The sequence below is a fragment of the Mesorhizobium sp. WSM4820 genome, from assembly GCF_055811075.1.
This window is the reverse complement of record NZ_JBVVQN010000002.1, coordinates 342,630-364,697: the sequence shown is the minus strand read 5'-3', so window position 1 is coordinate 364,697 and position 22,068 is coordinate 342,630. Positions and strand designations below refer to the sequence as shown.

22 protein-coding genes are annotated in these 22,068 nt (G+C 64.0%); 13 read left to right on the top strand and 9 right to left on the bottom strand.

Annotated features, from left to right (window positions below):
- Nucleotides 1-41: 41 nt before the first annotated feature.
- The 5 genes from AC0L2R_RS05135 to AC0L2R_RS05115 are packed head-to-tail and all read left to right on the top strand — an operon-like array spanning nt 42 to nt 6,378.
- Entirely contained in the window at nt 42-2,921 is a 2,880-nt protein-coding gene (locus tag AC0L2R_RS05135; protein WP_473507932.1) for a molybdopterin-dependent oxidoreductase, read from the top strand.
- Nucleotides 2,918-4,459 (top strand): 6-hydroxynicotinate reductase, encoded by a 1,542-nt coding sequence (locus tag AC0L2R_RS05130; RefSeq protein ID WP_473507931.1) that lies wholly within the window; start codon nt 2,918-2,920, stop codon nt 4,457-4,459. The genes AC0L2R_RS05135 and AC0L2R_RS05130 overlap by 4 nt, the downstream gene beginning before the upstream one ends.
- Before the next feature lie 2 nt (nt 4,460-4,461).
- Complete coding sequence (locus AC0L2R_RS05125; RefSeq protein WP_473507930.1) at nt 4,462-5,343, top strand: UPF0280 family protein; 882 nt, start codon at nt 4,462-4,464, stop codon at nt 5,341-5,343.
- A complete protein-coding gene (locus AC0L2R_RS05120; protein ID WP_023801548.1) occupies nt 5,336-5,920 on the top strand; it encodes an amino acid synthesis family protein in 585 nt (194 codons plus the stop codon). Before AC0L2R_RS05125 ends, AC0L2R_RS05120 begins: the two co-directional genes overlap by 8 nt.
- Entirely contained in the window at nt 5,917-6,378 is a 462-nt protein-coding gene (locus AC0L2R_RS05115) for a MarR family winged helix-turn-helix transcriptional regulator (RefSeq protein ID WP_473508076.1), read from the top strand. The genes AC0L2R_RS05120 and AC0L2R_RS05115 overlap by 4 nt, the downstream gene beginning before the upstream one ends.
- 138 nt (nt 6,379-6,516) lie before the next feature.
- On the opposite strand, the gene AC0L2R_RS05110 is transcribed toward AC0L2R_RS05115, so the two are convergent.
- Genes AC0L2R_RS05110 through AC0L2R_RS05100 form a run of 3 tightly spaced genes read right to left on the bottom strand, consistent with a single transcriptional unit; the run spans nt 6,517 to nt 10,384 of the window.
- Complete coding sequence (locus AC0L2R_RS05110; RefSeq protein ID WP_473507929.1) at nt 6,517-7,485, bottom strand: substrate-binding domain-containing protein; 969 nt, start codon at nt 7,483-7,485, stop codon at nt 6,517-6,519.
- On the bottom strand, nt 7,482-8,798 hold the full coding sequence (locus tag AC0L2R_RS05105) for an ABC transporter permease (RefSeq protein ID WP_473507928.1): 1,317 nt from the start codon (nt 8,796-8,798) through the stop codon (nt 7,482-7,484). Before AC0L2R_RS05105 ends, AC0L2R_RS05110 begins: the two co-directional genes overlap by 4 nt.
- Nucleotides 8,795-10,384 carry a sugar ABC transporter ATP-binding protein gene (locus AC0L2R_RS05100; RefSeq protein ID WP_473508075.1) on the bottom strand — a complete coding sequence of 530 codons (1,590 nt, stop codon included), beginning with the start codon at nt 10,382-10,384 and terminating at the stop codon, nt 8,795-8,797. The genes AC0L2R_RS05105 and AC0L2R_RS05100 overlap by 4 nt, the downstream gene beginning before the upstream one ends.
- Before the next feature lie 219 nt (nt 10,385-10,603).
- Between AC0L2R_RS05100 and AC0L2R_RS05095 the strand changes: the two genes are divergently transcribed.
- Nucleotides 10,604-11,635, top strand: a complete 1,032-nt coding sequence (locus tag AC0L2R_RS05095) for a LacI family DNA-binding transcriptional regulator (protein WP_287246847.1) — start codon at nt 10,604-10,606, stop codon at nt 11,633-11,635.
- A gap of 26 nt (nt 11,636-11,661) precedes the next feature.
- Here AC0L2R_RS05095 and AC0L2R_RS05090 read toward each other — a convergent pair whose 3' ends face one another.
- The 3 genes from AC0L2R_RS05090 to AC0L2R_RS05080 form a co-directional block, all read right to left on the bottom strand.
- Complete coding sequence (locus AC0L2R_RS05090) at nt 11,662-12,663, bottom strand: LLM class flavin-dependent oxidoreductase (RefSeq protein ID WP_473507927.1); 1,002 nt, start codon at nt 12,661-12,663, stop codon at nt 11,662-11,664.
- 161 nt (nt 12,664-12,824) lie between these two features.
- A complete protein-coding gene (locus tag AC0L2R_RS05085; RefSeq protein WP_473507926.1) occupies nt 12,825-13,988 on the bottom strand; it encodes an AI-2E family transporter in 1,164 nt (387 codons plus the stop codon).
- Between the two features lie 214 nt (nt 13,989-14,202).
- Nucleotides 14,203-15,264: an LLM class flavin-dependent oxidoreductase gene (locus tag AC0L2R_RS05080; RefSeq protein WP_473508074.1), complete on the bottom strand. Its 1,062-nt coding sequence runs from the start codon at nt 15,262-15,264 to the stop codon at nt 14,203-14,205.
- Between the two features lie 234 nt (nt 15,265-15,498).
- On the opposite strand from AC0L2R_RS05080, the gene AC0L2R_RS05075 reads away from it, so the two are divergent.
- Nucleotides 15,499-15,927: a DUF6481 family protein gene (locus AC0L2R_RS05075; protein WP_023801556.1), complete on the top strand. Its 429-nt coding sequence runs from the start codon at nt 15,499-15,501 to the stop codon at nt 15,925-15,927.
- Nucleotides 15,928-16,114: 187 nt separating this feature from the next.
- Here AC0L2R_RS05075 and sugE read toward each other — a convergent pair whose 3' ends face one another.
- Both sugE and AC0L2R_RS05065 read right to left on the bottom strand, forming a co-directional pair.
- Entirely contained in the window at nt 16,115-16,429 is a 315-nt protein-coding gene (gene sugE, locus AC0L2R_RS05070) for a quaternary ammonium compound efflux SMR transporter SugE (protein WP_091596354.1), read from the bottom strand.
- Nucleotides 16,430-16,608: 179 nt separating this feature from the next.
- The gene (locus AC0L2R_RS05065) at nt 16,609-16,734 is read right to left on the bottom strand and encodes a hypothetical protein (protein ID WP_023801558.1); all 126 of its coding nucleotides are present in this window, start codon (nt 16,732-16,734) and stop codon (nt 16,609-16,611) included.
- 211 nt (nt 16,735-16,945) lie between these two features.
- On the opposite strand from AC0L2R_RS05065, the gene AC0L2R_RS05060 reads away from it, so the two are divergent.
- On the top strand, nt 16,946-17,776 hold the full coding sequence (locus AC0L2R_RS05060; RefSeq protein ID WP_473507925.1) for a transglutaminase-like domain-containing protein: 831 nt from the start codon (nt 16,946-16,948) through the stop codon (nt 17,774-17,776).
- Nucleotides 17,777-17,875: 99 nt separating this feature from the next.
- Nucleotides 17,876-18,280, top strand: a complete 405-nt coding sequence (locus AC0L2R_RS05055) for a GFA family protein (protein WP_091596532.1) — start codon at nt 17,876-17,878, stop codon at nt 18,278-18,280.
- A gap of 4 nt (nt 18,281-18,284) precedes the next feature.
- On the opposite strand, the gene AC0L2R_RS05050 is transcribed toward AC0L2R_RS05055, so the two are convergent.
- Nucleotides 18,285-19,544, bottom strand: coding sequence for a DNA recombination protein RmuC (locus AC0L2R_RS05050; protein WP_473507924.1), 1,260 nt, complete (start codon nt 19,542-19,544; stop codon nt 18,285-18,287).
- A gap of 105 nt (nt 19,545-19,649) precedes the next feature.
- On the opposite strand from AC0L2R_RS05050, the gene def reads away from it, so the two are divergent.
- From def to AC0L2R_RS05030, 4 genes are all read left to right on the top strand, one after another.
- Nucleotides 19,650-20,195, top strand: coding sequence for a peptide deformylase (gene def, locus AC0L2R_RS05045; RefSeq protein ID WP_128170220.1), 546 nt, complete (start codon nt 19,650-19,652; stop codon nt 20,193-20,195).
- A 94-nt stretch (nt 20,196-20,289) separates the two neighbouring features.
- Nucleotides 20,290-20,595 carry a plasmid stabilization protein gene (locus tag AC0L2R_RS05040; protein ID WP_473507923.1) on the top strand — a complete coding sequence of 102 codons (306 nt, stop codon included), beginning with the start codon at nt 20,290-20,292 and terminating at the stop codon, nt 20,593-20,595.
- A gap of 29 nt (nt 20,596-20,624) precedes the next feature.
- Nucleotides 20,625-21,560, top strand: coding sequence for a methionyl-tRNA formyltransferase (gene fmt, locus AC0L2R_RS05035; RefSeq protein WP_473495114.1), 936 nt, complete (start codon nt 20,625-20,627; stop codon nt 21,558-21,560).
- Complete coding sequence (locus AC0L2R_RS05030) at nt 21,557-22,066, top strand: GNAT family N-acetyltransferase (RefSeq protein WP_473495113.1); 510 nt, start codon at nt 21,557-21,559, stop codon at nt 22,064-22,066. The genes fmt and AC0L2R_RS05030 overlap by 4 nt, the downstream gene beginning before the upstream one ends.
- Nucleotides 22,067-22,068: the final 2 nt, after the last annotated feature.

The following is a 22,068-nucleotide window of genomic DNA, read 5'->3' as shown; positions in this document are numbered from 1 at the left end:
TGACCAAAACTCAGCCTGGCATGAGCGGAGCTCAGCCTGGCATGAGCGGAGCTCAGCCTGGCATGGGCATGGAGCGCGCCGACATCGCCTTCGAGGTCAACGGCGCCGCCGTCTCTGTCTGCGTGCCGCCGGTTCGCCGTCTCTCTTCGGTGCTGCGTGACGAATTGCGGCTGACCGGCACCAAGGTCGGCTGCGACGCCGGCGACTGCGGCGCCTGCACGGTGCTTGTCGACGGCGAACCTGTCTGCGCCTGCCTGATGTCTGCGGCTTCTGCCGCTGGCACCGTGGTGACCACGGTCGAGGGTCTCGCCAACGGCAGATTGTCGGCGCTGCAGGCCTCGTTCCTCGACCATGGCGCGGCGCAATGCGGCATCTGCACACCCGGCCTGCTCATCGCGGCGACAGCGCTTCTGGACAGCAACCCCAATCCAACCGAGGCCGAAACCCAGGATGCCTTGGGCGGCGTCCTCTGCCGCTGCACCGGCTATCGCAAGATCATAGCTGCGGTGATGGATGCTGGACGGTTCGCGAGCGAATTTTCGACCGACGGCGCTGCCCCTCATCCGCCTGCCGGCACCTTCTCCCCGTATAGTGACGGGGAGAAAGGACAAGTTTCTGCGCTGGCGACCCGTTCTCTCGATCTTGACCGCAGAATGCCAATCTCAGGCCACGCCGTCGGCTCCTCTCCAATTCGCCTCGACGGCCTGCCGAAAGTCACCGGCGGCGAAAGATTCGGCGGCGATTCTTTCCCGGCCGAAGCGCTGGCGGTGCTGGTGGTCCGCTCGCCGCATTATCACGCCCGCTTCGCCTTCGGCGATCTCGACGCCTGGGTGAAAGTCCATCCCGGCATCGTCGGCGTCTTCACCGCTGCCGATATTCCGGGAAGGAACTGCTTCGGCGTCATTGCACCTTTTGCCGACCAGCCAGCGCTGGCCGAAAATTTTTCGCGCTTTCGTGGCGAGGCGGTGGCGCTGGTTGCCGGCGAGCGCGAGGCCATCCTCGATCTCGATCTTGCGGATTTTCCTGTTCGATGGACCGAGTTGCCGCATGTCCTGCAGCCTTGCGAGGCGCAAGCCGGCGGCGTGCGGCTGATCCACGACAACCGGCCGGCAAACCTGCTCACATCGGGCTTTGTCGAGCGTGGTGACCCCGACGCCGCCCTTGCCGGCGCCGCCTTCACTGTTTCCGGCGCCATCGACACGTCCTATGTCGAACATGCCTATATCGAGCCCGAGGCCGGCTATGCCTATATGGACGGCGACACGCTGGTCGTCGTCGCCTGCACGCAGGCGCCCTATATGGACCGCGACGACGTGGCAAAAGTGCTTGGCCTTGCCGTCGACAAGGTGCGGATCGTACCGACCGCCACCGGCGGCGGCTTCGGCTCCAAACTTGACGTTTCGTTGCAGCCGCTGATCGGTCTGGTCGCGATGAAGACCGGGCGGCCGGCAGCGCTCGCCTATACCCGTCATGATTCGATGATCTCGACCACCAAGCGTCATCCCGCCGAGATGACGGCGATGATCGGCGCCGATGCCGATGGTCGCGTCACCGGCATGGTCTTCGCAGGCGATTTCAACACCGGCGCCTATGCGAGTTGGGGACCGACCGTCGCCAACCGCGTGCCGGTGCATGCCTCCGGTCCCTATGCGACCCCGAATTATCGGGCCGAAGGCCGCGCCATCCACACGAATGGCCCGATCTCCGGTGCCTTCCGCGGTTTCGGCGTGCCGCAGGCGACGATCATGCAGGAGACGCTCTATGACGAACTTGCCGCAAAGCTTGGGCTGGATCGGCTCGATTTTCGTGTGAAAAACTGCCTTCGTAACGGATCCGAAACGGTCACTGGCCAGAGGCTGGAATCGGGCGTCGGCATCGCCGACTGCCTCGAAGCGCTGCGCCCGCATTGGATGCGTGCGCTTGTCGATGCCGATGGGTTCAACAGTGCCAATGACAGCAGGAAACGCGGCGTCGGTGTCGCCTCCTGCTGGTACGGCTGCGGCAACACCTCCCTGCCCAATCCGTCGACCATCAGGGTCGGCATCTCGGCTGAAGGCGATGTCGTCCTGCATCAGGGCGCGGTCGATATCGGGCAAGGTTCGAACACGGTCATTGCCCAGATCTGCGCCGACGCGGTCGGCCTGCCGCTCGAAAAATTCCGCTTGAAAAGCGCCGACACGGCGATCACGCCGGACGCCGGCAAGACGTCGGCCTCGCGCCAGACCTTCGTGACCGGCAAGGCCGCCGAAAAAGCCGGTCGCGCCTTGCGCGAGACGATGCTGCGCTTCGCCAATGTGTCGGAAAAAGCGGCGATCGCTCTCGATGGCGCAAGCCTGGTCATCCGCGAGGGCGAAGCGACACGGCATATCGATTTGTCCACGCTGAAGGCCGATGCCGACGGCTTGGTCTTTCGCGCTGAGGAAAGCTATGACCCGCCGACCCTGCCGCTCGACGCCAGGGGCCAGGGCAAGCCTTACGCCGTCTATGGCTACGGCGCGCAGATCGCCGAACTGGAGGTCGACCTCAAGCTCGGCACGGTCAAGCTGATCAAGATCACCGCCGCGCATGATGTCGGCAAGGCGATCAATCCGCTGCTCGCCGAAGGCCAGATCGAGGGCGGCATCGCGCAAGGCATCGGCATGGCGCTGATGGAGGAATACATCCCCGGCCGCACCGAGAATCTGCACGACTACCTGATCCCGACGATCGGCGACGTGCCGCCGATCGAGACCATCCTGATCGAAGTTCCGGATCCGGAAGGACCCTTTGGCGCCAAGGGGCTGGGCGAGCATGTGCTGATCCCGACGGCTCCGGCGATCCTCAATGCCATCCGTCATGCCACCGGTGTCCTGGTCAGCAAAATTCCGGCGACGCCGACCCGAATCCGCGCCGCGATACGCGACAAGGAGGCACGCCGATGAGCGAGCTTGCCGAACGCTTCGAGACGCATGATCCCGGCGAGAAGCAGGTGGCGGAAAAGATCCGCTGCGATGCCTGCCCGGTCATGTGCTACATAGCAGATGGCCGCACCGGCGCCTGTGATCGTTACGGCAATGTCGGCGGCAGGATCGTGCGGATGGATCCGCTGACCATCCTCGACCACGCGACCGAGACCGGCGGCGCTGTCGTGCCGTTTGTCGCCGAGGGCGAAGAATGGGACGGCGAACTGGTCAACACCGGCCGCCGCTTCGTCACCGCGATCGGCGCCGGCACCACCTATCCCGACTACAAGCCGGCGCCTTTCATCGTCAGCCAGGAGGTCGAAGGCGTCGATCTCGTCACCGTCGTCACCGAGGGCATCTTCTCCTACTGCGGCGTCAAGGTGAAGATCGACACCGACCGGCATATCGGCCCCGAAACGGCGACGGTCCGCGCGGCGGGCGAGGCGATCGGCCATGTCACGACAGGCGAATATGGCTCGCAGATGCTGTCGCTGGGCGGCGTGCATCATCTGACCGGCGGATCCAAGGCCGAAGGTCGCGCCACCTGCGATGCGCTGCTCCATCTATGCAACCGCAAGCCGGTCGAGCTCACCATCGACGGCGGCGCTGTGGTCATCGTCGAAGCCGGCAAGCCGCCGGTCATCGACGGCAAGCTCGAGCAGCGGATGCGCGTCGGCTGCGGCTCTGCCACCATCGGCATGTTCGCCACCCAGTGGCGCGGCCTGGTCGACGAGGTGGTGGTGGTCGACGACCACATCACCGGCGTCGTTTCCGAGCATCAGGCAGGCAAGGTGCTCGGCTGGCAGGATACCGGCATAAAAATCATCGGCCGCCGTTCGACGCCGGGCCGCTATTTCAAGGTGTCGGAGCCCGGCCTCGGCTGGGGCGGCACCAGCATTTCCGACCCGCTGTCGATCCTTGGTGAGTGGAACGCGAAGAAGGGCGCACATCCCGGCCTGTCGCTGCTGATGGTCTCGACCACCGGCGAGCAGTTCGCCTATTACGAGCTCGACGACGCCTTGAAGCCGGTGCAGAAACCGTTCCCCGAGCGGCTGCAGAAATCCGTCGGCCTGATCGAGGACAATTGCGAGCCGGCGCTGTGCACCGTGCTGTTCGTCGGCGGCGCCGGCGGCTCGCTGCGTGCCGGCGTCACCGAGAACCCGGTCAATCTGACCCGCTCGGTGCAGGGCCTGACGACGTATGTGACGGTCGGCGGCGCGCCGGTCTATGTCTGGCCGGGCGGCGGCATCACGCTGATGGTCGACGTCACCCGCGTGCCGGAAGGCGCCTTCGGCTATGTGCCGACGCCGGCGCTGGTGGCGCCGATCGAGTTCACCCTGCGCCGCGACGATTATATCAGGCTCGGCGGCTACGAAGCCGAGATCCGCAGCGTTGACGACATTCTCGCCAAAGGCGGCGAGTATCTCAACCCGCGCCGCGGCACGTCTGCGCCGGCCAGCAATCCATGGCCGCCGCTGGCGCAGTTGCGGCGCGCAGCGGCAGACGGGGCAAAGTAGTGATGAACGGCCCGCAGGCGCATTGGCTTGAGGACGGCAGGCGGCTGCATCTCAATCATGGCCCGATCGACCTGATCGTCGAGGCATTTGGCGATGCGGACGAACGCCGCGCCGCCTATGGCCAGGCGGTGGCGCGGTTTCAAACAATCCTGCAGGAGCTCGTCGACGAACTGCCGGAACTGCGCCGCCCGGCCTCGTCGCGACCACGTGCTTTCGCTGGCCCGACGGCGCGACGCATGGAAGCGGCGGTTGTTCCGCTGGCGAAACAATTCATCACGCCGATGGCTGCGGTCGCCGGTTCGGTAGCCGACGAAATGCTTGGCGCGCTGCTGGCCGGTCGCCGGCTCGATCGCGCCTATGTCAACAATGGCGGCGACAGCGCGATCCATCTCGGCAATGGCCGGTCCATGACGCTTGCCATTGCCGGGACAGGTCATGAACTGGCAGGCCGTATCACGATCCTTGCCGAAGACGGGATCCGCGGCATCGCGACCAGCGGCTGGCGCGGCCGTTCCTTTTCGCTCGGCATCGCCGACGCTGTTACCGTACTGGCGCGGACCGGTGCTGAAGCCGATGCCGCCGCGACCCTGATCGCCAACGCCGTCGACCTGCCCGGTCATGGCGCCATCGAGCGCATGCCGGCGCGCGATCTGGCGCCCGACAGCGACCTTGGCGATCGCCTGGTCACCCAGGCCGTCGGCGCGCTTTCCTCCAGCGAAATCGGTAAGGCGCTGGATAGCGGGCTCGCTATCGCCGAAGATATTCGGCGACATGGCCTGATTGCCGCTTCAGCGCTGTTCCTTGCCGGTCAGGCACGGATCGCCGGTCCCATGGCGCTCGTTGCGCCCAACGAGAAATCGAGGAAGGAAATTGCCCATGCCTGAGTTTGCGATCCGCAAGATTGCGGTGCTGACCGAGGAGATATTTCATGAGGGCGGGCCGGTGGCGAAGGTGCCGCGCCGCCGCGCCGCCGCCATGGCGGTGGTGAACAACCCATTCGCCGGCCGCTACGTGGAAGACCTGCAGAGCGCCATGGACGATCTGAAGCCGCTCGGGCTGCTGCTCTCGGACAAACTGATCGCCGCATTGGGCGGCGACGTGAAACAGATCGACGGCTACGGCAAGGGCGCCATCGTCGGTATCGCCGGCGAACTGGAGCATGGCGCGCTGTGGCATGTGCCTGGCGGCTATGCCATGCGCGAGCGGCTCGGCGACGCCAAGGCGATCGTGCCGTCGGCAAAGAAGGTCGGCGCCTTCGGCGCGCGGCTCGACGTGCCGCTCGGCCATATCAACGCCGCCTATGTGCGCAGTCATTTCGATGCCATGGAGGTCGGCATCAGCGACGGGCCTCGTCCCGACGAGATCCTGTTCTGCCTCGCCATGACCTGCGGCCCGCGCGTGCACGACCGCATGGGCGGTCTCGCGGCAAAGGACATCAAGGCATGGGACGGACTGCGGTGAGCGCCGAAGACATCAAGCTCAAGCTGGTCGGGGCCGAGGAGCCCGACGAGAACGATTACCGCCTGCAGGAGCAGGTCGGCTTCATCCTGCGGAAGGCGCACCAGCGCCATGTCTCGATCTTCGCCGCGCACATCGCCGACCTGACGCCGCCGCAATTCGCCGCCCTGGCCAAGTTGCACGATGTCGGCGAGACCTCGCAGAACCAGCTTGGCAGCCTGATCGCCATGGACGCGGCGACGGTGAAAGGTGTCATCGACCGGCTCAAGGCGCGCGGCCTGGTCGAGCTTTCCAAGCATGAGGTCGACAAAAGGCGCCTGCTGGTCAATCTGACCGCTGAAGGCCGAAATGCCGTCGAGCGGCTGATCCCGATCGCCCGCGAGATCACCGAGGAAACGCTGGCGCCGCTTTCGGCCAAGGAGGCCGCCATTTTCATGAGGCTTTTGGCCAAGCTGGCGTGAGCGCGGCCTTGATCAAAAAGGGTGCCGGCCCTGCGGCAGTCCCCTTCTCACCGTCACTATACGGGGAGAAGGTGCCGGCAGGCGGATGAGGGGCAGCGCCATGCCGCGTCCCTCAAGCGCCCTCACCGGCGACACGCCTCAGAGCCCGTGCTCCTTCAGAATCTCCGCGGCATTTTCCTTGGTGATCTTCTGCGTCGGCAGCGTGATGGTCTTTTCGACCTTCTCGCCGTTCAGGAACTTGATCGCCTGCCGCAGCCCTTCGGCGCCCGGCGTCACATAGGTGAACGTTGCCGTCAGCTCGCCATTGGCAACAAGCTGCACGCCTTCATTAGGCAGGCCGTCGATGCCGATGAACTTGATGTCCTTCTCGCGGCCGACATCCTTGGCGGCAAGATAGGCGCCGTAGGCCATCGGATCGTTGTGACCATAGACGAGGTCGATCTTCTCGTTGTTGCGCAGTGCCGTGGCCATGATGTTGTAGGCCTGGTCCTGCTTCCAGTCGCCCGACTGTTGGTCGAGCAAATATTTTATGCCCGGCTCCTTGTCGGTGAATTCATGGAAGCCGTCATGGCGGTCATGTGCCGGCTGGGTGCCCATGCCGCCCCAGATCTCGACGACATTGCCTGATGCCTTGCCCTTGCCGCCGAGCAATTCGACGGCGTATTCACCGGCAGCCCGGCCGATCAGCTTGTTGTCGCCGCCGACGAACTGCGTGTAGTCCTTGGTCTCGACGTTGCGGTCGAGCACGAAGACCGGGATCTTGGCGTCGATCGCCTGCTGCACGACACCGGTCAACCCCGCCGATTCCTTCGGCGACACCAGCAGCGCATCGACTTCCTGGCGGATCAGGTTTTCGACATCGGCGACCTGCTTTTCCGTCTTGTCCTCGCCGTCGGTGACGATCAGCTCGACTTCCGGATGCTTGGCGGCCTCAGCCAGGATGTCCTTGTTGAACTGGGCGCGCCAGGGCTCGATGGTCGTCACCTGCGAGAAGCCGATCTTCCACTTCTTGTCCTGCGCGTAGGCGTTGCCGCTGGCCAAAAGCGCGGTCGTGGTCAGCAGTGCCGCGGTGACAGCGGCAAGCTTCAGCAATTCACGTCGTTTCATTTCTTGTTTCCTCCAAGATTTAGAGACGGGGTCTCTTTTGACGGCCGCTTTGCTGCGGTCGTTTCCTTGTGCGCCGTTCGTCCACCAGGCAGGCGCAGATAGAAGAGAAGATCAACGGCATTGCGCTCCTGGACGAGCACGGTGCCGATGATGATCATCCCCTTCAGCACGAGCTGAAGGTTCGAATTGATGTTGTGCAATTGCAGGATGTTCGAGAGCAGTCCGAAGATCAGCACGCCGCAGAATGTGCCGATAAGGCTGCCGCGACCGCCCATCAGGCTGGTGCCGCCGATGACCACGGCGGCGATGGCATCGAGCTCCAGCCCGGCGCCGGCATCCGGCTTGCCTTGCCTGTATTGCGCGACATAGAGCACCGCCGCCACGCCGGCCAGCAGCCCGGACACGGCGTAGGTGGCGATCTTGACGCGGCCGGCGGCGATGCCGGACAGCCGCGCCGCCTCTTCATTGCCGCCGATGGCGTAGACATAGCGGCCGAACGGGGTGAAGCGCAGAACCGCGCCGTAGATCAGGATCGCTCCGAGGAAGAACAGGCCCGGCATCGGGATCACGCCGAACACCAGCGAGCGCAGGATTTCGAAATCGGCGGTGGCGTTCGACCCGGTGTAGACCGGCAGCACCGCATTGTTCTGGCCGGCGGTCAGCCGGGCGATGCCGAGCGCCGTCACCATCATCGCCAGCGTGACGATGAAAGGCTGCAGCCGCCCGGCAACGATGATGACGCCGTTGAGCGCGCCAAACAGCAGGCCGACGCAAGGCGCCACCAGTAGCACGCCGAGCACGCCGAATTTCGAGCCGACCTGCGGCAGCAGGTACCACAGCACGAGACTGCAGAGGATCACCCCGACAATGCCGGGCGTGACCAGCCCACGAACGCTGTCCAGCCTGATGGCGTGGGTGGCCTGCGGGCCGGCGCGCGATTTTTCGATGTTCAGGAAGATGAAGCGGGTGACCAGGATGCCGAGGCAAAGGGCGACTACGGCAACTGTCGGCACCCCCAGCACCACCGCCGGCGTGACGCCCGGAACCGTCAGCAGCATGGCGCAGACCACGGTGCAGATCGCCATCAGCGAGCCGACGGAAAGATCGATGCCGCCGGTGATGATCACCGCCGTCATGCCGGTGGCGATCAGGCCGGTGGTCGACACCTGGCGCAGCACATCGAGCAGATTGCCGTAGGACAGGAAGATGTTGTTGCCCTTGGAGCTGATCGGCGAGCCCAGCACGCCGATCAGGAAGATGGCGATCAGGCCCCAATAGAGCTTCGTCCGCGACAGGATGTTCAAGATGCTCATGCTGCGGGTCTCGTCATGGTCCGGCGTGGCGCCGCGAGCCGCATGATGGCCTCCTCGCTGGCTTGCGCGCGCGACAGGATCCCCGTCTGGCGACCATCGGCCATGACCAGGATGCGATCGGAAAGAAGCAGCAGCTCCGGCAATTCCGAGCTGATGACGGCGATGGCGAGCCCGTCTCGCGCCAGCTTGAAGATGAGGTCGTAGATCTCCCGCTTGGCACCGACATCGATGCCGCGTGTCGGCTCGTCCAGCAGCAGCACCCGCGGCTGCGTCGCCAGCCACTTGCCGATGACGACCTTCTGCTGGTTGCCGCCGGACAGGGTGCCGGCCGGCTGCTCGATGGTCCCGCAGCGAATGCCGAGCGCCTTGACCGCCTGCCGCGCCAGGCCTTGCTCGGCGGCCCGCGAGCGAAGCCCGAACCGCGCCAGCGTGCCGACCAGCGGCAGCGCGACATTGTCGGTGATCGACGCCTGAAGATGCAGGCCCTGCGTCTTGCGGTCCTCCGTCACCAGGGCGATGCCGAGCCGGCGGGCGTCGCGCGGCGAACGGATTTCCACCGGCTCGCCGTCGAGCCGGATTTCGCCGCCGGCGCGGCCGCCGCTGGAGCCGAAGATGGTCTCCAGGATTTCGGTGCGTCCCGAGCCGAGCAGTCCGCCTATCCCCAGAATTTCGCCTTCGGCAAGATCGAAGGCGACGCCGTCGAGCGCGGTGCGCCAGCCGTGGCGGTCTGGTTTCGACAGCGATAGGCCGCCTACGGAGAGAACGACCTTGCCGCTGGGACCACGCTCTTCCTGGGAAGAGGCAAGCAGGTTGCGCCCGACCATCGCCGATATGATGGTATCTTCGTCGAGCTTTGCCATCGCCTCGGTCAGCACGCGGCGTCCATCGCGAAACACGGTGACCCGGCTGGCCAGATGCATGACCTCGTCGATGCGGTGCGAGATGTAGACGATCGCCACGCCGTTGTCGGCGAGCTGGCGGATGATCCGGAACAGCCTCTGGCATTCTGCCGGCGAAAGCGCGGAGGTCGGCTCGTCCATGATCAGGATGCGCGCCGACATCGACAGTGCCTTGGCGATCTCGACCAGCTGCTGCTCGCCGACGCGCAGGCTGCCGACCCGCGCTTCCGGGTTGAGCTCGATGCCGAGCCTCTGCAGCAGGCCGCCGGCGGCATGGCTGCTTGCCTTGCGGTCGACGATAAGTCCGGCGATCAGCTTCTCGCGCCCCAGGAAGATATTATCGGCAACGCAGAGCTCGGGGACGAGATTGAGCTCCTGGTGGATGATGGCGATGCCGGCATGCTCGGCGTCGCGGACCCCGGCGAAACGCACCGGATGGGCATCGACGTTCACCGTTCCGTCGTAATCCGTATAGATGCCGGAGAGGATTTTCATCAGCGTCGACTTGCCGGCGCCGTTTTCCCCCATCAGCGCATGGATCTCGCCGCGCCGCAGCTCGAAGCCGACATCGACAAGTGCGGCGATGCCACCGAAGGTCTTGGAGATGTGCTCGGCGCTCAGAACGACCGCCGAGCCGCCGGCGGCGGCCGCATCATCTCCGGACGTGATGGAATTGCCATGCTCCATGACAAGAACGGCCTCCCTTCCGTCGTCGTCGAACATCTCAAACGCTAATCTAAACGTTTCGAACATGTCAAGTCGCTATCTGATGAGGCGGGATTGATCCATTTCAATTCTTGCACAAATCCGCAGGATTCCGTAGGTATTGCAGCCAGAGGGCGATGAAACGTTTCGAAAATGATGGCGTCAGGGCGAAAAAAGCAGCGAAAGTCCACGGCCCCGACCATGCTGCACGTGGCTGAAGCGGCGCGTGTTTCGGTTGCCACCGTCTCGGCGCTGATCAACGGTACCGCGACCGTCAGTCCCGAGCTCAGCCAGCGCATCGAACAGGCGATCCGCGACATCGGCTACAAGCGCAACGCGATCGCCCGCAGCCTGAAGATGGGCACGACCCGCACCATCGGGCTTACCGTTCCCCACATCACCAATCCGTTTTTCACCGATGTCGTTTCGGTCATCCAGCAGGCATTCGACCGCGCCGGCTATGCGGTCATGCTGTGCTGCACGGACGAGGACCTGAACACGCAGGACGACCAGATCAGGCTGCTGCTCGACCGAATGGTCGACGGACTGATCGTTGCGCGCGTCGGCGACGGCGCGATCCTGAAGAGAATTGTCGACGACGCCAACGTGCCGGTGGTGCTGCTCGACCGCGTTTGCGAAGGCGTCGATACCGACACCGTCGTTCTCGACAACCAGCGCGCGGTGTTCGACGCCATCACCCATCTGATCGATCTCGGCCACCGGCGGATCGGCTACATCTCCGGATCGTTCGACATCTCGCCCATGCATGACCGCATGACGGGATATCGCGAGGCGCTCCAGGCTGCCGGCCTGCCGGTCGAGAGCGAGCTTGTCCGCTTCGGCAATTTCCATGAAGTCGACGGCTACAACGCGACGATGCAGCTGCTTTCGCTGCACGACCGCCCGAGCGCGATCTTCTCGGCCAACAACCCGATGGTGATCGGCACCATGAAAGCGATCCGCGATATCGGGCTGTCTTGCCCCGAGGACATTTCGGTTGCCTGCTTCGACGATTTTCCGTGGTCGGACGTGTTCCAGCCGCAACTGACCACGGTCGCACAACCGGTCAAGGCGATCGGCGAGCAGGCGGCCAATCTGTTGCTCGACCGCCTAGCCGGAAACAGGGACGCGCCGCCGCGCAAGCTGACGCTCAAGGGACGCCTGATGATCCGCAATTCATGCCGGCCCCTTGGCGCGCCGCTGGGGGCGATCGCACAAAGCGTCAGCGCCTAACGCGCCTTCGCAGCGTCGCAAAAAAGTCAGGCCGCTTCCGACAGCGATTTGTGGACGTTGGCCAGGATCTCGAAGGATCGCACCCGCGCTGCGTGGTCGAAAATCTGCGCGGTAACCATCAGCTCGTCGGCGCCGGTGCGCTGCACGAACGCTTCGATGCCTTGCCTGACCGTTTCCGGGGCGCCGACGACGGCGCAGGACAGCGCCTGGTCGAGCATGGTTTTGGCCATCGGGTCGAGGTCGCGCTCATATCCGTCGACCGGCGGCGGCAAGCGGCCGGGCCGGCCTGTGCGCAGATTGACGAAGGCCTGCTGCAGCGAGGTGAACAACAGCCGCGCCTCGGCGTCGGAGGGTGCAGCGAACACGTTGAGGCCGAGCATGACATAGGGCTTGTCGAGCTGTTTCGACGGCTGGAAGCGCGAGCGATAGATCTCCAGCGCGTGGTCGAGTTCGGCCGGCGCGAAATGCGAGGCGAAGGCGTAGGGCAGGCCGAGCATGGCTGCGAGCTGCGCGCCATAGAGGCTCGAGCCCAAAATCCAGATCGGCACCTGCTCGCCCTCGCCGGGCACGGCGCGGATACGCTGACCGTCTTCGACCGGCTGGAAATAGCCCATCAGTTCGACGACATCCTGCGGAAAACTGTCGGCGCCGGCCTCGAGGTTGCGGCGCAGCGCACGCGCCGTGCCCATGTCGGTGCCCGGCGCTCGGCCGAGGCCGAGATCGATGCGGCCCGGGTGCAACGCGTTAAGCGTGCCGAACTGCTCGGCGATGACCAGCGGCGAATGGTTCGGCAGCATGATGCCGCCGGCGCCGACGCGTATCGTTGTGGTGCCGCCGGCGACATGGGCAATGACGACGGAGGTGGCGGCGCTGGCGATGCCCGGCATATTGTGATGCTCGGCCAGCCAATAGCGCCTGTATCCCAGCCGCTCGGCATGGCGGGCGAGATCGAGCGAATTGGCGAGCGATTGCGAAGCGTTGCTGCCTTCGACGATCGGCGACAGGTCGAGAACGGAAAGAGCGGTCATGGGCGGCGAGGATCCTGTGGACGGGAGGGATGTAGGAACCGACCGCGATGGCCGCAAATTCAAAAAATTGAACTGACGCCCATGAGTCCACCCAAGCAAAAAGGGGCGCTCTGGATTTTACAATCCACGGTTCCCTGCCGCAGCTTATCCCGCTTCTCGGATCATACGCCCGCAGCCGTGTCGGTTTCTGAAATCTCTTCGTCCTCAACCGCCGTATGTTGCGCCGCCAGGAAATTGCCGACATGGCTGAGGCCGTCGAAATGGTCGCAGAACACCTTGATGACGACCAGCAGCGGCACCGCCATCAGCGCGCCGACGAGACCCCACAGCCAGGACCAGAAAGCAATGGCGATGAGGATCGCCACGGCATTGATCTCTAGGCGGCGGCCGACCACCGTCGGCGTCACGAATTGGCCTTCGACGGTATCGCACAACAGCACGAAGGCCGGCGCCAGCAGCGCGTAGGAGATGCTGTCGAAGCTGATCAGCGCGATGATCGTGACCAGCGTGATGGTAATCAGCGCCCCGATATAGGGCAGGAAATTGAGCAGAGCCGCTGCTGCGCCCCAGACCTGCGGGTTGGGCATGCCGAGTGCCCAGAGGCCGAGTCCGATGATCACGCCCAGGCATGTATTGATGACGGCGACGGTAAGCAGATAGTGCGAGATTTCACGCTCGACGTCATAGACGACGCGCAGTGCCCGCTTCTTTTCGCTGAGACTGGGGAAGGATTCGACGATCTTCTCATAAAACATCGTGCCGGAGGCGAGCAGGAACAGCGACAGGACGAAGACGATGATGAGGCTGGTGCCCGCCGACAGCAAATTGCCGGCGGCTTGCGAGAGGATGCCCGATTGCGCCATGGCTACCCTCTGGACGCCCGGCCCTTGGGAGGTCTGCGTCAGTCCCTCTATCTGCCGCGAAATCTCCATGATCCTTTCGAAAGGACGCCGCAGTTGCGCGAGACGTTCGGTCAGCTGCTGGCCAATCACCGAGGTGTTGTTGATGAGGTCGATGACCGGGCCGCTGAGCAGATAGCCGGCCACGGCAAGGATGCTGACCGACAGCACCACCAGCAGTGTCGCCGCTATCACATCGGGCATGCCGTGTTTGCGCAGGAAGCGGACGATCGGCGTCAGCGTCAGCGCCAGCAGGAAAGCCAGGATGACCGGCATGAAGAAGGCACGGGCGAAGGAGAGCGCGTAGATCGCCATAAGGATGAAGATGCCGACTAGCAGCGAACGTATCAGGTGCATGTCCGCACGCGCCTCGACGCGCGGATCGGGGCTCTCGGCAGCGCCCGAAGCGGCGGGTTCGGCTTTCATTCTGGCCCTCGGCGGCACACTGCGATTGGTGTACGCTGTTGGCGGAAACGCCTTTGCGGCTTCAAGGTTCCGTTGGAGCGACGTGCGTCCACTCGGACGCTCAAAGTACGCTCTAACGCTTTGAATTTACCATCGGCCCGAAAATCGATTCCGATTTTCGGCCGATGCGTTAGCCGGTGCTGACGATGACCTTAGGCCCTACCTGGCCGGCGAGTCAGGCGGCCGGCGCGGCAACGGCGGGGATCGCCTTCGCCGTTTCCTTGCGCACGATCGGTGCCACCTTGGTGCCGTAGAGTTCGATCGCCTTCATGATCTTGGCGTGCGCCATGGTGCCGATCGCCATTTGCAGCAGGAAGCGGTCGTTGCCGAATATCCTGTGCTGGGCAACGATCTTTTCGGCCACCTGTTCGGGGTTGCCGACGAACAGCGCGCCGTTCGGGCCGCGCGACTGGTCGAAATGTGCTCTCGACGTCGGACCCCAGCCGCGCTCGCGGCCGATGCGGTTCATCACCTCGGCCTGCGGCCCATAAAAATCGTCGGCCGCCTGGTCGGTGGTCGTGGCAATGAAGCCGTGCACGTTGAGGCTGGTGGCCAGACCAGCCGGATCGTTGCCAGCCCGTTTGGCCGCTTCCCTGTAAATATCGAACAGCGGCGCGAACCGCGCCGGCTCGCCGCCGATGATGGCCAGCGCCAGCGGCAGGCCGAGCGCACCGGCCCGCGCGGCGGATTGCGGCGTGCCGCCGATCGCGATCCAGATCGGCAATCTGTCCTGGAACGGGCGGGGGTAGACGCCGCGATCGTTGATCGGAGCGCGCAGCCTGCCCGACCAGCTCACCTTGACATGATCGCGGACGGCAAGCAGCAGATCGAGCTTTTCGGCAAAGAGCTCGTCATAGTCCTCAAGATTGTAGCCGAACAGCGGAAAGGATTCGATGAACGAGCCGCGCCCAGCCATGATCTCGGCCCGGCCGCTGGATAGAAGGTCGAGCGTTGCAAACTGCTGGAAGACACGGACCGGGTCGTCGGAGGATAGCACAGTGACCGCGCTGGTCAGCTTTATGCGCCGGGTGCGTTCGGCGGCTGCGGCCAGGGCTACGATCGGCGCTGAAGCCGCATAATCGGGACGGTGATGCTCGCCCAACCCAAACACGTCGAGGCCGACCTGGTCGGCCAGCTCGATCTCCTCGATCAGGTTGCGCAGCCGCTCATGCGCACCGATGGCGCCTGGGCCTGATTCTGGGCTGACGTCGGCGAAGGTGTAGAGACCGAGTTCCATCATCTGTCATCCTGGTGTTTTGTTCTGGTGTTTTGTTTTTCGCGCTACAGGTAGCGACCAGCCCGCCGCGTCGCCAGAGGGTCGGATGGTGAACAGTGCATGTCCGTTTCAGCCGAAAAGGCGTCTCCCGACTGCAACAGCTCAGAATTTCATGGCTGGCATACCGTTTTGGCGCTTGAACTCTGGGTTTTCACGCGTATGTAAGCGTCGCAAATTGACTCCAGGGAAGTGGACTTGGCTATCTATAGGGAAAAAGACGTTTTCGAGCGGCGCAATGCCGCAAACGAGGCAAAGAAGGCGCTTCTCGAGCGCTTCAAGGCAAAGCCGGCAGCGGACGATCCAGCGGTGCTGGCACGACAGGCCGAACGCAAGGCGATCCTCGAAGCCCGTGCGATACGCGAGGCCGAAAAGGCCAGGCTGAAGCAGGAGAAGCTGGCGCGCGAAGCGGCCGAAAAGGCCGAGCGCGAAGCTGCTGCCGAAGCCGCGCGGATTGCTGCGGAAGAAGCGGCGCAGGCGGAAGCGAAGATCCGGGAAGCCGAAGAGAACGAGCGCATCGCTCGTTTGCTTGCCGACGAGGCCGAGCGCAAAGCCAAGCGCGACGCGCGCTATGCGGCGCGCAAGCAGCGCACCGGCCGGACGCCTCCGGGCTTTTCCGCTCGCTAGCGCTCCAAGCGCGATTCACCAATCAAATTCAGGGCCGCCTTGCAGCGGCCCTGAAGGCGTTTGTGCTGCTGCCTTGCAGCAAGAACTAATGCATGTCGCCCAAAAGTGCGCAGCGGTTTTGGGACGACGACATGCATAAAAAAAGAGCGTAAAGCGCGTCGCATGAGTCCCTTCAGACGCACGCGCTTTACGCCGCGAGTTTCAATCCCATGATGCCGCAGACGATGAGTGCGATGCAGGCCAGCCTGATCGCGGTCGCAGGCTCACCGAGCAGCCAGATGCCAAGCAGCGCCGTGCCGACGGTGCCGATGCCGGTCCACACCGCGTAAGCCGTGCCGACCGGCAGCGTCTTCAGCGCCAGTCCGAGCAAGGCGAGACTGACGACCATCGAGGCAACCGTCAGGACGGTCGGAAGCGGCTTCGAAAAACCGTCAGTGTATTTGAGGCCGATCGCCCAGCCGATCTCGAACAGGCCAGCGAAGAAGAGAAGAATCCACGACATCGGAACGCTCCATTGGACTGCGGGTCGTCCCGGTCTTTTCGGAAAGCGCGAAGTCGTCTTCGCGGCATTGATTTAGAAATGCCCAATCAACAGCAGCGCCGACAGCATTTCAGGACCAGTCGCTGAATGTCGATGGTCCTGGAATGCCGTCGGTCATGACTGCGCCGAAACGCCGAGGCCTACTTGTCCTTGAGTTTGGTCGCCTTGACGGGCGGCGCTTTCAGGGTCGGGGCAGCGGCAGGTTTCTTCGCGTCCTTCTTCGGCTTGCGGGCTTCCTTGCCCGCCTTCATCGCACCTTTAGCCATGATTCGTTTCCTCCAATTGTGGCAAGCGAAATGAACCAAGAGAAACGCCCGACCGCAAGAGGCATAATCTGGCGCCGGCGCCAGCCGTCGGCTGTCAACCGTTTCTAATTCGCTCGTAAACCGCGCTGGTCCGTGCGATGATCTTTTTTGCACTGCAGCAACGGCCCGTGCCTTCGCCGGGTGGTAATCCGGCAGGACGGTCAGGACGACAATGCGAATCCATATCGGCTGCGAGATGAGCTTCGACTTTCCGCAGGAAACGCCGCTGATCGCGATGCTCAACGTTCACTATTCCCGCGCGTCCGATCTCGAGCGGCCGGATTTCCTGACTTCCAACCCACCGGTGCCGATCGAGAGCTACCGCGACAGTTTCGGCAATTGGTGCAACCGCCTTGTCGCCCCGCCTGGTCGCTTCACCTTCGGCACGGACGCGGTGATCCGCGATCCCGGAAGTTTTGAGATGAGCGATCTGGTGGCGTGGCAGCACGAGGTGCGCGACCTGCCGTCGGAGACGCTGCTGTTCCTGCTGCCGAGCCGCTACTGCGAGAGCGACGTGCTGGCGAACGAGGCGTGGCGGCTGTTCGGCCACTCACCGCTCGGTATTCCACGCGTGCAGGCGGTCTGCGATTTCGTCCACAACCACATCATCTTCAACTACGGCAACGCGCGGCCGACGCGCACGGCAGCAGAGGCCTATCGAGAGCAAAGCGGCGTTTGCCGCGACTTTGCCCATCTCGCCGTCGCCTTCTGCCGCGCCTTGAACATCCCGACGCGCTATTGCACCGGCTACATCAGCGACATCGGCCTGCCGAAACCTTGGTCGGACATGGACTTCGCCGCCTGGATGGAGGTCTACCTCGGCGGTCGCTGGCATGCCTTCGATCCGCGCAACAATGCGCCGCGCATCGGCCGCATCCTGATCGCCTCCGGCCGCGACGCGGCCGATGTGCCGCTGACCCATATCTTCGGGCCGGGTATGCTGGCCGGTTTCAAGGTCTGGACGGAAGAAGTCATCGAAGAGGCGTCGGCGCAGCAGCCTTGAACCAGCGGATGGTTTGCCGCGTTGTGAATGCCTGTGTGGAGCTTCGCGGTGCGCCGTTAAGCTCCAACGCGTCGAGGCGCGCTGAAGGGAGGAGCGAAGATGAAAATCGACGGCGGGTGCCATTGCGGCGCCATCACTTACGAGGCGGAGGTCGATCCGGACAAGACCAGTATTTGTCACTGCATCGATTGCCAGCAGCTGACCGGAACAGCGTTTCGGGTGACCGTGCCGGCGCCGGAGGAGCGCTACCGGATCACCAAGGGCACGCCGAAGATCTACATCAAGACCGCAGCGAGCGGCGCCAGGCGCGCCCAGGCCTTTTGCGGCGAGTGCGGTACGCACCTCTATGCCACGTCGGTTGGCGACGGGCCGAAAGTCTATGGCATCAGGGTCGGCACGGCGCGGCAGCGCGAACAACTGATCCCGAGAAAACAGATCTGGCACCGCTCGGCGCTGCCTTGGCTGCCGGAGTTCGAAGGCACGATGATCGTCGAGGAGCAGTAGCCTCTCAGTCGTCTCCTTCGACCACCCTTAGCCTCAATTGGCCGGTCTTGGAGTCGGCGACGCGCGCACCCGCTTCGGTCTTCGCGTTGGCCGCCGATCCGACGTCGCCTTCCGCCGGTTGCGCGCCGAACTCCAGCGCCTCGATCTTCTGGCCGCGCTTGGTCACCTTCGAGGTCGAGACGAGAATATCGTCGATATCCTTGGCCGACTGGCCGAAATGGCTCTGCAGCTTGCGCACCCGCTCGTCGAGGCGCGAGACATCCTCCATCAGCCGGATGACTTCGCCCTGGATCAGATGCGCCTGCTCGCGCATGCGGGCGTCCTTGAGAATCGCCTGGATGACCTGAATCGACAGCATCAGCAGCGACGGCGAGACGATGACGATGCGGGCGCGGTGCGCCTTGTGGACAATCCCCTCGAAATTCTCGTGGATCTCGGCGAATACCGATTCCGACGGCACGAACATGAAGGCGGTGTCCTGCGTCTCGCCTTGGATCAGGTATTTGTCGGAAATATCGCGGACATGCACCTCGATATCACGCCGAAACGCTTGTGCGGCGACCTTCTGCAAATCGACGCCTTCGGCGGCACGGATGGCATTCCAGGCTTCCAGCGGAAACTTGGCGTCGATGGCGAGTGCGGGCGCGCCGTTCGGCATCTTCACCAGGCAGTCGGGCCGGCTGCCGTTCGACAGGGTCGCCTGGAATTCATAGGCGCCGTGCGGCAGGCCGTCGGCGACAATCGCCTCCATGCGCGACTGGCCGAAGGCGCCGCGCGTCTGTTTGTTGGAGAGGATTGCCTGAAGTTGCACGACCTGGCTAGCGAGCGACTGGATGTTGCCTTGCGCTGTATCGATGACCGCCAGCCGCTCCTGCAGTTTGGCGAGGCTTTCATGCGTCGATTTCGTCTGCTCGGTCATGGTCTGGCCGAGACGGCCGGTCATCGCGTCGAGACGCTGGCCGATCGACTGCGTGAGTTCGGCCTGCCGCGCCCCGAACACTTCGGCGATGGCGCCCATGCGGCCCTGCATCTCGGCCTGGCTTGCCAGGATGCCGGCCATCCGCGCCTCGGCGTCGCGGGCGTGGTCGGCGGCTTCCGCGGCAGCCACCGCACGCGCCTTGGCCGAGCGCCAGAGCGCGACGACGAGCGCCACGAACAGGCCCAGGAACAGGACCGCGCCGAATGCCAGCGCGTGGCCGAGCGTGATCGTGGTGGCGCCGAGCCGGGCGATCGGTTCGGACAGGATGGTGGTCAGGTCGTTCATATCGGACAGCATAGATGATTCGGCCTGACGACACAGATCAAAACGTGAACGCCGCTGCAAATGCCCCGGTTGACGCTTTTCGTGCGAGGTCTTAGGTGAGACGCCATGTCGATCAAGCCGCTCATCATCCTTCCCGATCCCGTCCTGCGCCAGGTTTCGAAACCGGTCGAGCGCGTCGACGGCGCTTTGCGCAAACTGGCCGATGACATGCTGGACACGATGTATGATGCGCCGGGCATTGGTCTGGCGGCGATCCAGATCGGCGAACCGCTGCGCATGCTGGTGATCGACCTCGCCAAGGAAGACGAGCCGCCGGCGCCGCATGTCTTCATCAATCCCGAGATTCTTGAGAGCGCCGATCAGCGCTCGGTCTACGAGGAGGGGTGCCTGTCGATCCCGGATTACTATGCCGAGGTCGAGCGCCCTGCCGCCGTGCGGGTGAAATATCTCGATCGCGACGGCAAACTGCAGGAGATCGAGGCCGAAGGGCTGATGGCGACTTGCCTGCAGCACGAAATCGACCATCTCAACGGCGTTCTGTTCATCGACCACATCTCGAAGCTGAAGCGCGACATGGTGGTGAAGAAGTTCAAGAAGCTCGCCAGGGACAAACCATCAGGCAGCAAGGCGCCGGGCAAGTTAGTGGGATAGGGCGATACTCGCGCAGTTTGATGCTGAACCTTTCGAAGATGTTGGCGGGACAGCGCCCCTCTACCCTGTTCCAGATCAGGAAATGGAGACGCCGATGAGCGACATGCTGATCAGAAATATTCCCGAACCCTTGAAGCGGGAAATCGAGCAGGCAGCGCGTAAGAGCGGCCAGAGCCTGTCGGGCAAGGCGATAGCTCTTCTGCGCGAAGGCATGGTCGCCGAAACGCAAGCCAGGCTGGAGCCGGGTCTTTCGGCATGGGACGCTATTCGCGCGACTTTCGCTGCTGAAAACGCAATTGGCGATGAATTCGCCAAGATCATGAACGAAATCGAAGCAGAAAGGAAACGCGACTTCGGTCGCCGACCCGCAAAGTTCGCGACTTCGACTGAGCCGACTTAACGCCAGACGAAGACCGGACCCGGAACAAAATGCCCTTGCGCGTCATCTTCATGGGTACGCCCGAATTCTCGGTGCCGACGCTGCGGGCGGTCGCGGATGCCGGACATGAGATTGGAGCCGTCTACACTCAGCCGCCGCGCGCCGCCGGTCGCCGCGGGCTGGAACTGACGCCGTCGCCGGTGCAGCGAGAGGCCGAGCGGCTGGGCCTCGAGGTGCGGACGCCGGTGTCGCTGAAGAACGAGACCGAGCAGCAGGCGTTCCGCGCCTTGCGGGCCGATGTCGCCGTCGTCGTCGCCTATGGATTGCTGTTGCCCAAACCCATTCTCGAGGCGCCGCGGCTCGGCTGCCTCAATGGTCACGCGTCGCTGTTGCCACGCTGGCGCGGCGCCGCCCCTATCCAGCGCGCCATCATGGCCGGCGATACCGAGACAGGCATGATGGTGATGATGATGGAAGAGGGCCTGGACACCGGCCCGGTGGCGATGGCCGAAAAATGCGCCATCGGCCCCAATATGACGGCCGGCGAACTGCATGATCGGCTGATGCACATTGGCGCCGCGCTGATGGCGGAAGCGCTGGCTCGTTTGGAACGGGATGCCCTGACTTTTACCGCACAAGCGACGGAGGGGGTGACCTATGCCAAAAAGATCGATAAAGCGGAGACGCGCGTGGACTGGACGCGGCCTGCTGGCGAGGTCCACGATCATATTCGCGGCCTGTCGCCCTTTCCCGGCGCATGGTGCGAGATCGAAATTGCCGGCCGCCTGGAGCGGCTGAAACTGCTTCGCTCGACGCTTTCGCAAGGCGCCGGCGAGCCGGGAGGAATTCTCGACGACCGGCTGACGGTCGCCTGCGGGTCAGGCGCGATCAGGTTGGTCGAAGTTCAACGTGCGGGCGGAAGGCCCATTGCCGCGCAGGAGTTTCTGCGCGGGGCCAAGCTCGAAAAAGGAACGAAATTCTCATGAGCATGATGTCGATACGCGCGGCAACGCCGCGGGACCGCGAGGCGATCCGCCTGGTCGAGGAACACGCATTCGGCCAGCAGGCGGAGGCCGGCCTGGTCGACGCGCTGGTCAGCGGCGGCGATGCCGTCGTCGAACTGGTGGCGGAAGATGATGGACAGGTGGTCGGCCATATTCTGTTTTCGCGGCTTTACGTGCAGAACGGCGGCAAGAGCTTTCCGGCGGTGGCGCTGGCGCCTCTGGCGGTCGAGCCGTCATTCCATGGCACCGGCATCGGCGGTGCGCTGGTCCGCGAGGCGCATATCCGCCTGAAGGATGCCGGCGAGGTGCTGGCGGTCGTGCTTGGCGATCCCGCATATTATGGCCGCTTCGGCTACAGTCACGCGCGCGCCGAAAAATTCGAAAGCGAGTTCCAGGGCGAAGCGCTGCAGGCGCTGGTCTGGGGCGAAGCGCCTGAGACCGGCAAGCTGGTCTACGCTTCGGCTTTCGGCACCGCGCTCGCCGCCTAACC

Coding starts and splice junctions, on each gene's coding strand:
- AC0L2R_RS05095 (WP_287246847.1), top strand. CDS start 10,604: ATGCTGCACGTGGCTGAAGCGGCGCGTGTTTCGGTTGCCACCGTCTCG.
- sugE (WP_091596354.1), bottom strand. CDS start 16,429: ATGTCGTGGATTCTTCTCTTCTTCGCTGGCCTGTTCGAGATCGGCTGG.
- AC0L2R_RS05080 (WP_473508074.1), bottom strand. CDS start 15,264: ATGGAACTCGGTCTCTACACCTTCGCCGACGTCAGCCCAGAATCAGGC.
- AC0L2R_RS05050 (WP_473507924.1), bottom strand. CDS start 19,544: ATGAACGACCTGACCACCATCCTGTCCGAACCGATCGCCCGGCTCGGC.
- AC0L2R_RS05060 (WP_473507925.1), top strand. CDS start 16,946: ATGCGAATCCATATCGGCTGCGAGATGAGCTTCGACTTTCCGCAGGAA.
- AC0L2R_RS05135 (WP_473507932.1), top strand. CDS start 42: ATGAGCGGAGCTCAGCCTGGCATGGGCATGGAGCGCGCCGACATCGCC.
- AC0L2R_RS05110 (WP_473507929.1), bottom strand. CDS start 7,485: ATGAAACGACGTGAATTGCTGAAGCTTGCCGCTGTCACCGCGGCACTG.
- AC0L2R_RS05040 (WP_473507923.1), top strand. CDS start 20,290: ATGAGCGACATGCTGATCAGAAATATTCCCGAACCCTTGAAGCGGGAA.
- AC0L2R_RS05130 (WP_473507931.1), top strand. CDS start 2,918: ATGAGCGAGCTTGCCGAACGCTTCGAGACGCATGATCCCGGCGAGAAG.
- AC0L2R_RS05065 (WP_023801558.1), bottom strand. CDS start 16,734: ATGGCTAAAGGTGCGATGAAGGCGGGCAAGGAAGCCCGCAAGCCGAAG.
- AC0L2R_RS05055 (WP_091596532.1), top strand. CDS start 17,876: ATGAAAATCGACGGCGGGTGCCATTGCGGCGCCATCACTTACGAGGCG.
- AC0L2R_RS05085 (WP_473507926.1), bottom strand. CDS start 13,988: ATGAAAGCCGAACCCGCCGCTTCGGGCGCTGCCGAGAGCCCCGATCCG.
- AC0L2R_RS05100 (WP_473508075.1), bottom strand. CDS start 10,384: ATGGAGCATGGCAATTCCATCACGTCCGGAGATGATGCGGCCGCCGCC.
- AC0L2R_RS05125 (WP_473507930.1), top strand. CDS start 4,462: ATGAACGGCCCGCAGGCGCATTGGCTTGAGGACGGCAGGCGGCTGCAT.
- AC0L2R_RS05030 (WP_473495113.1), top strand. CDS start 21,557: ATGAGCATGATGTCGATACGCGCGGCAACGCCGCGGGACCGCGAGGCG.
- AC0L2R_RS05120 (WP_023801548.1), top strand. CDS start 5,336: ATGCCTGAGTTTGCGATCCGCAAGATTGCGGTGCTGACCGAGGAGATA.
- AC0L2R_RS05105 (WP_473507928.1), bottom strand. CDS start 8,798: ATGAGCATCTTGAACATCCTGTCGCGGACGAAGCTCTATTGGGGCCTG.
- fmt (WP_473495114.1), top strand. CDS start 20,625: ATGCCCTTGCGCGTCATCTTCATGGGTACGCCCGAATTCTCGGTGCCG.
- def (WP_128170220.1), top strand. CDS start 19,650: ATGTCGATCAAGCCGCTCATCATCCTTCCCGATCCCGTCCTGCGCCAG.
- AC0L2R_RS05090 (WP_473507927.1), bottom strand. CDS start 12,663: ATGACCGCTCTTTCCGTTCTCGACCTGTCGCCGATCGTCGAAGGCAGC.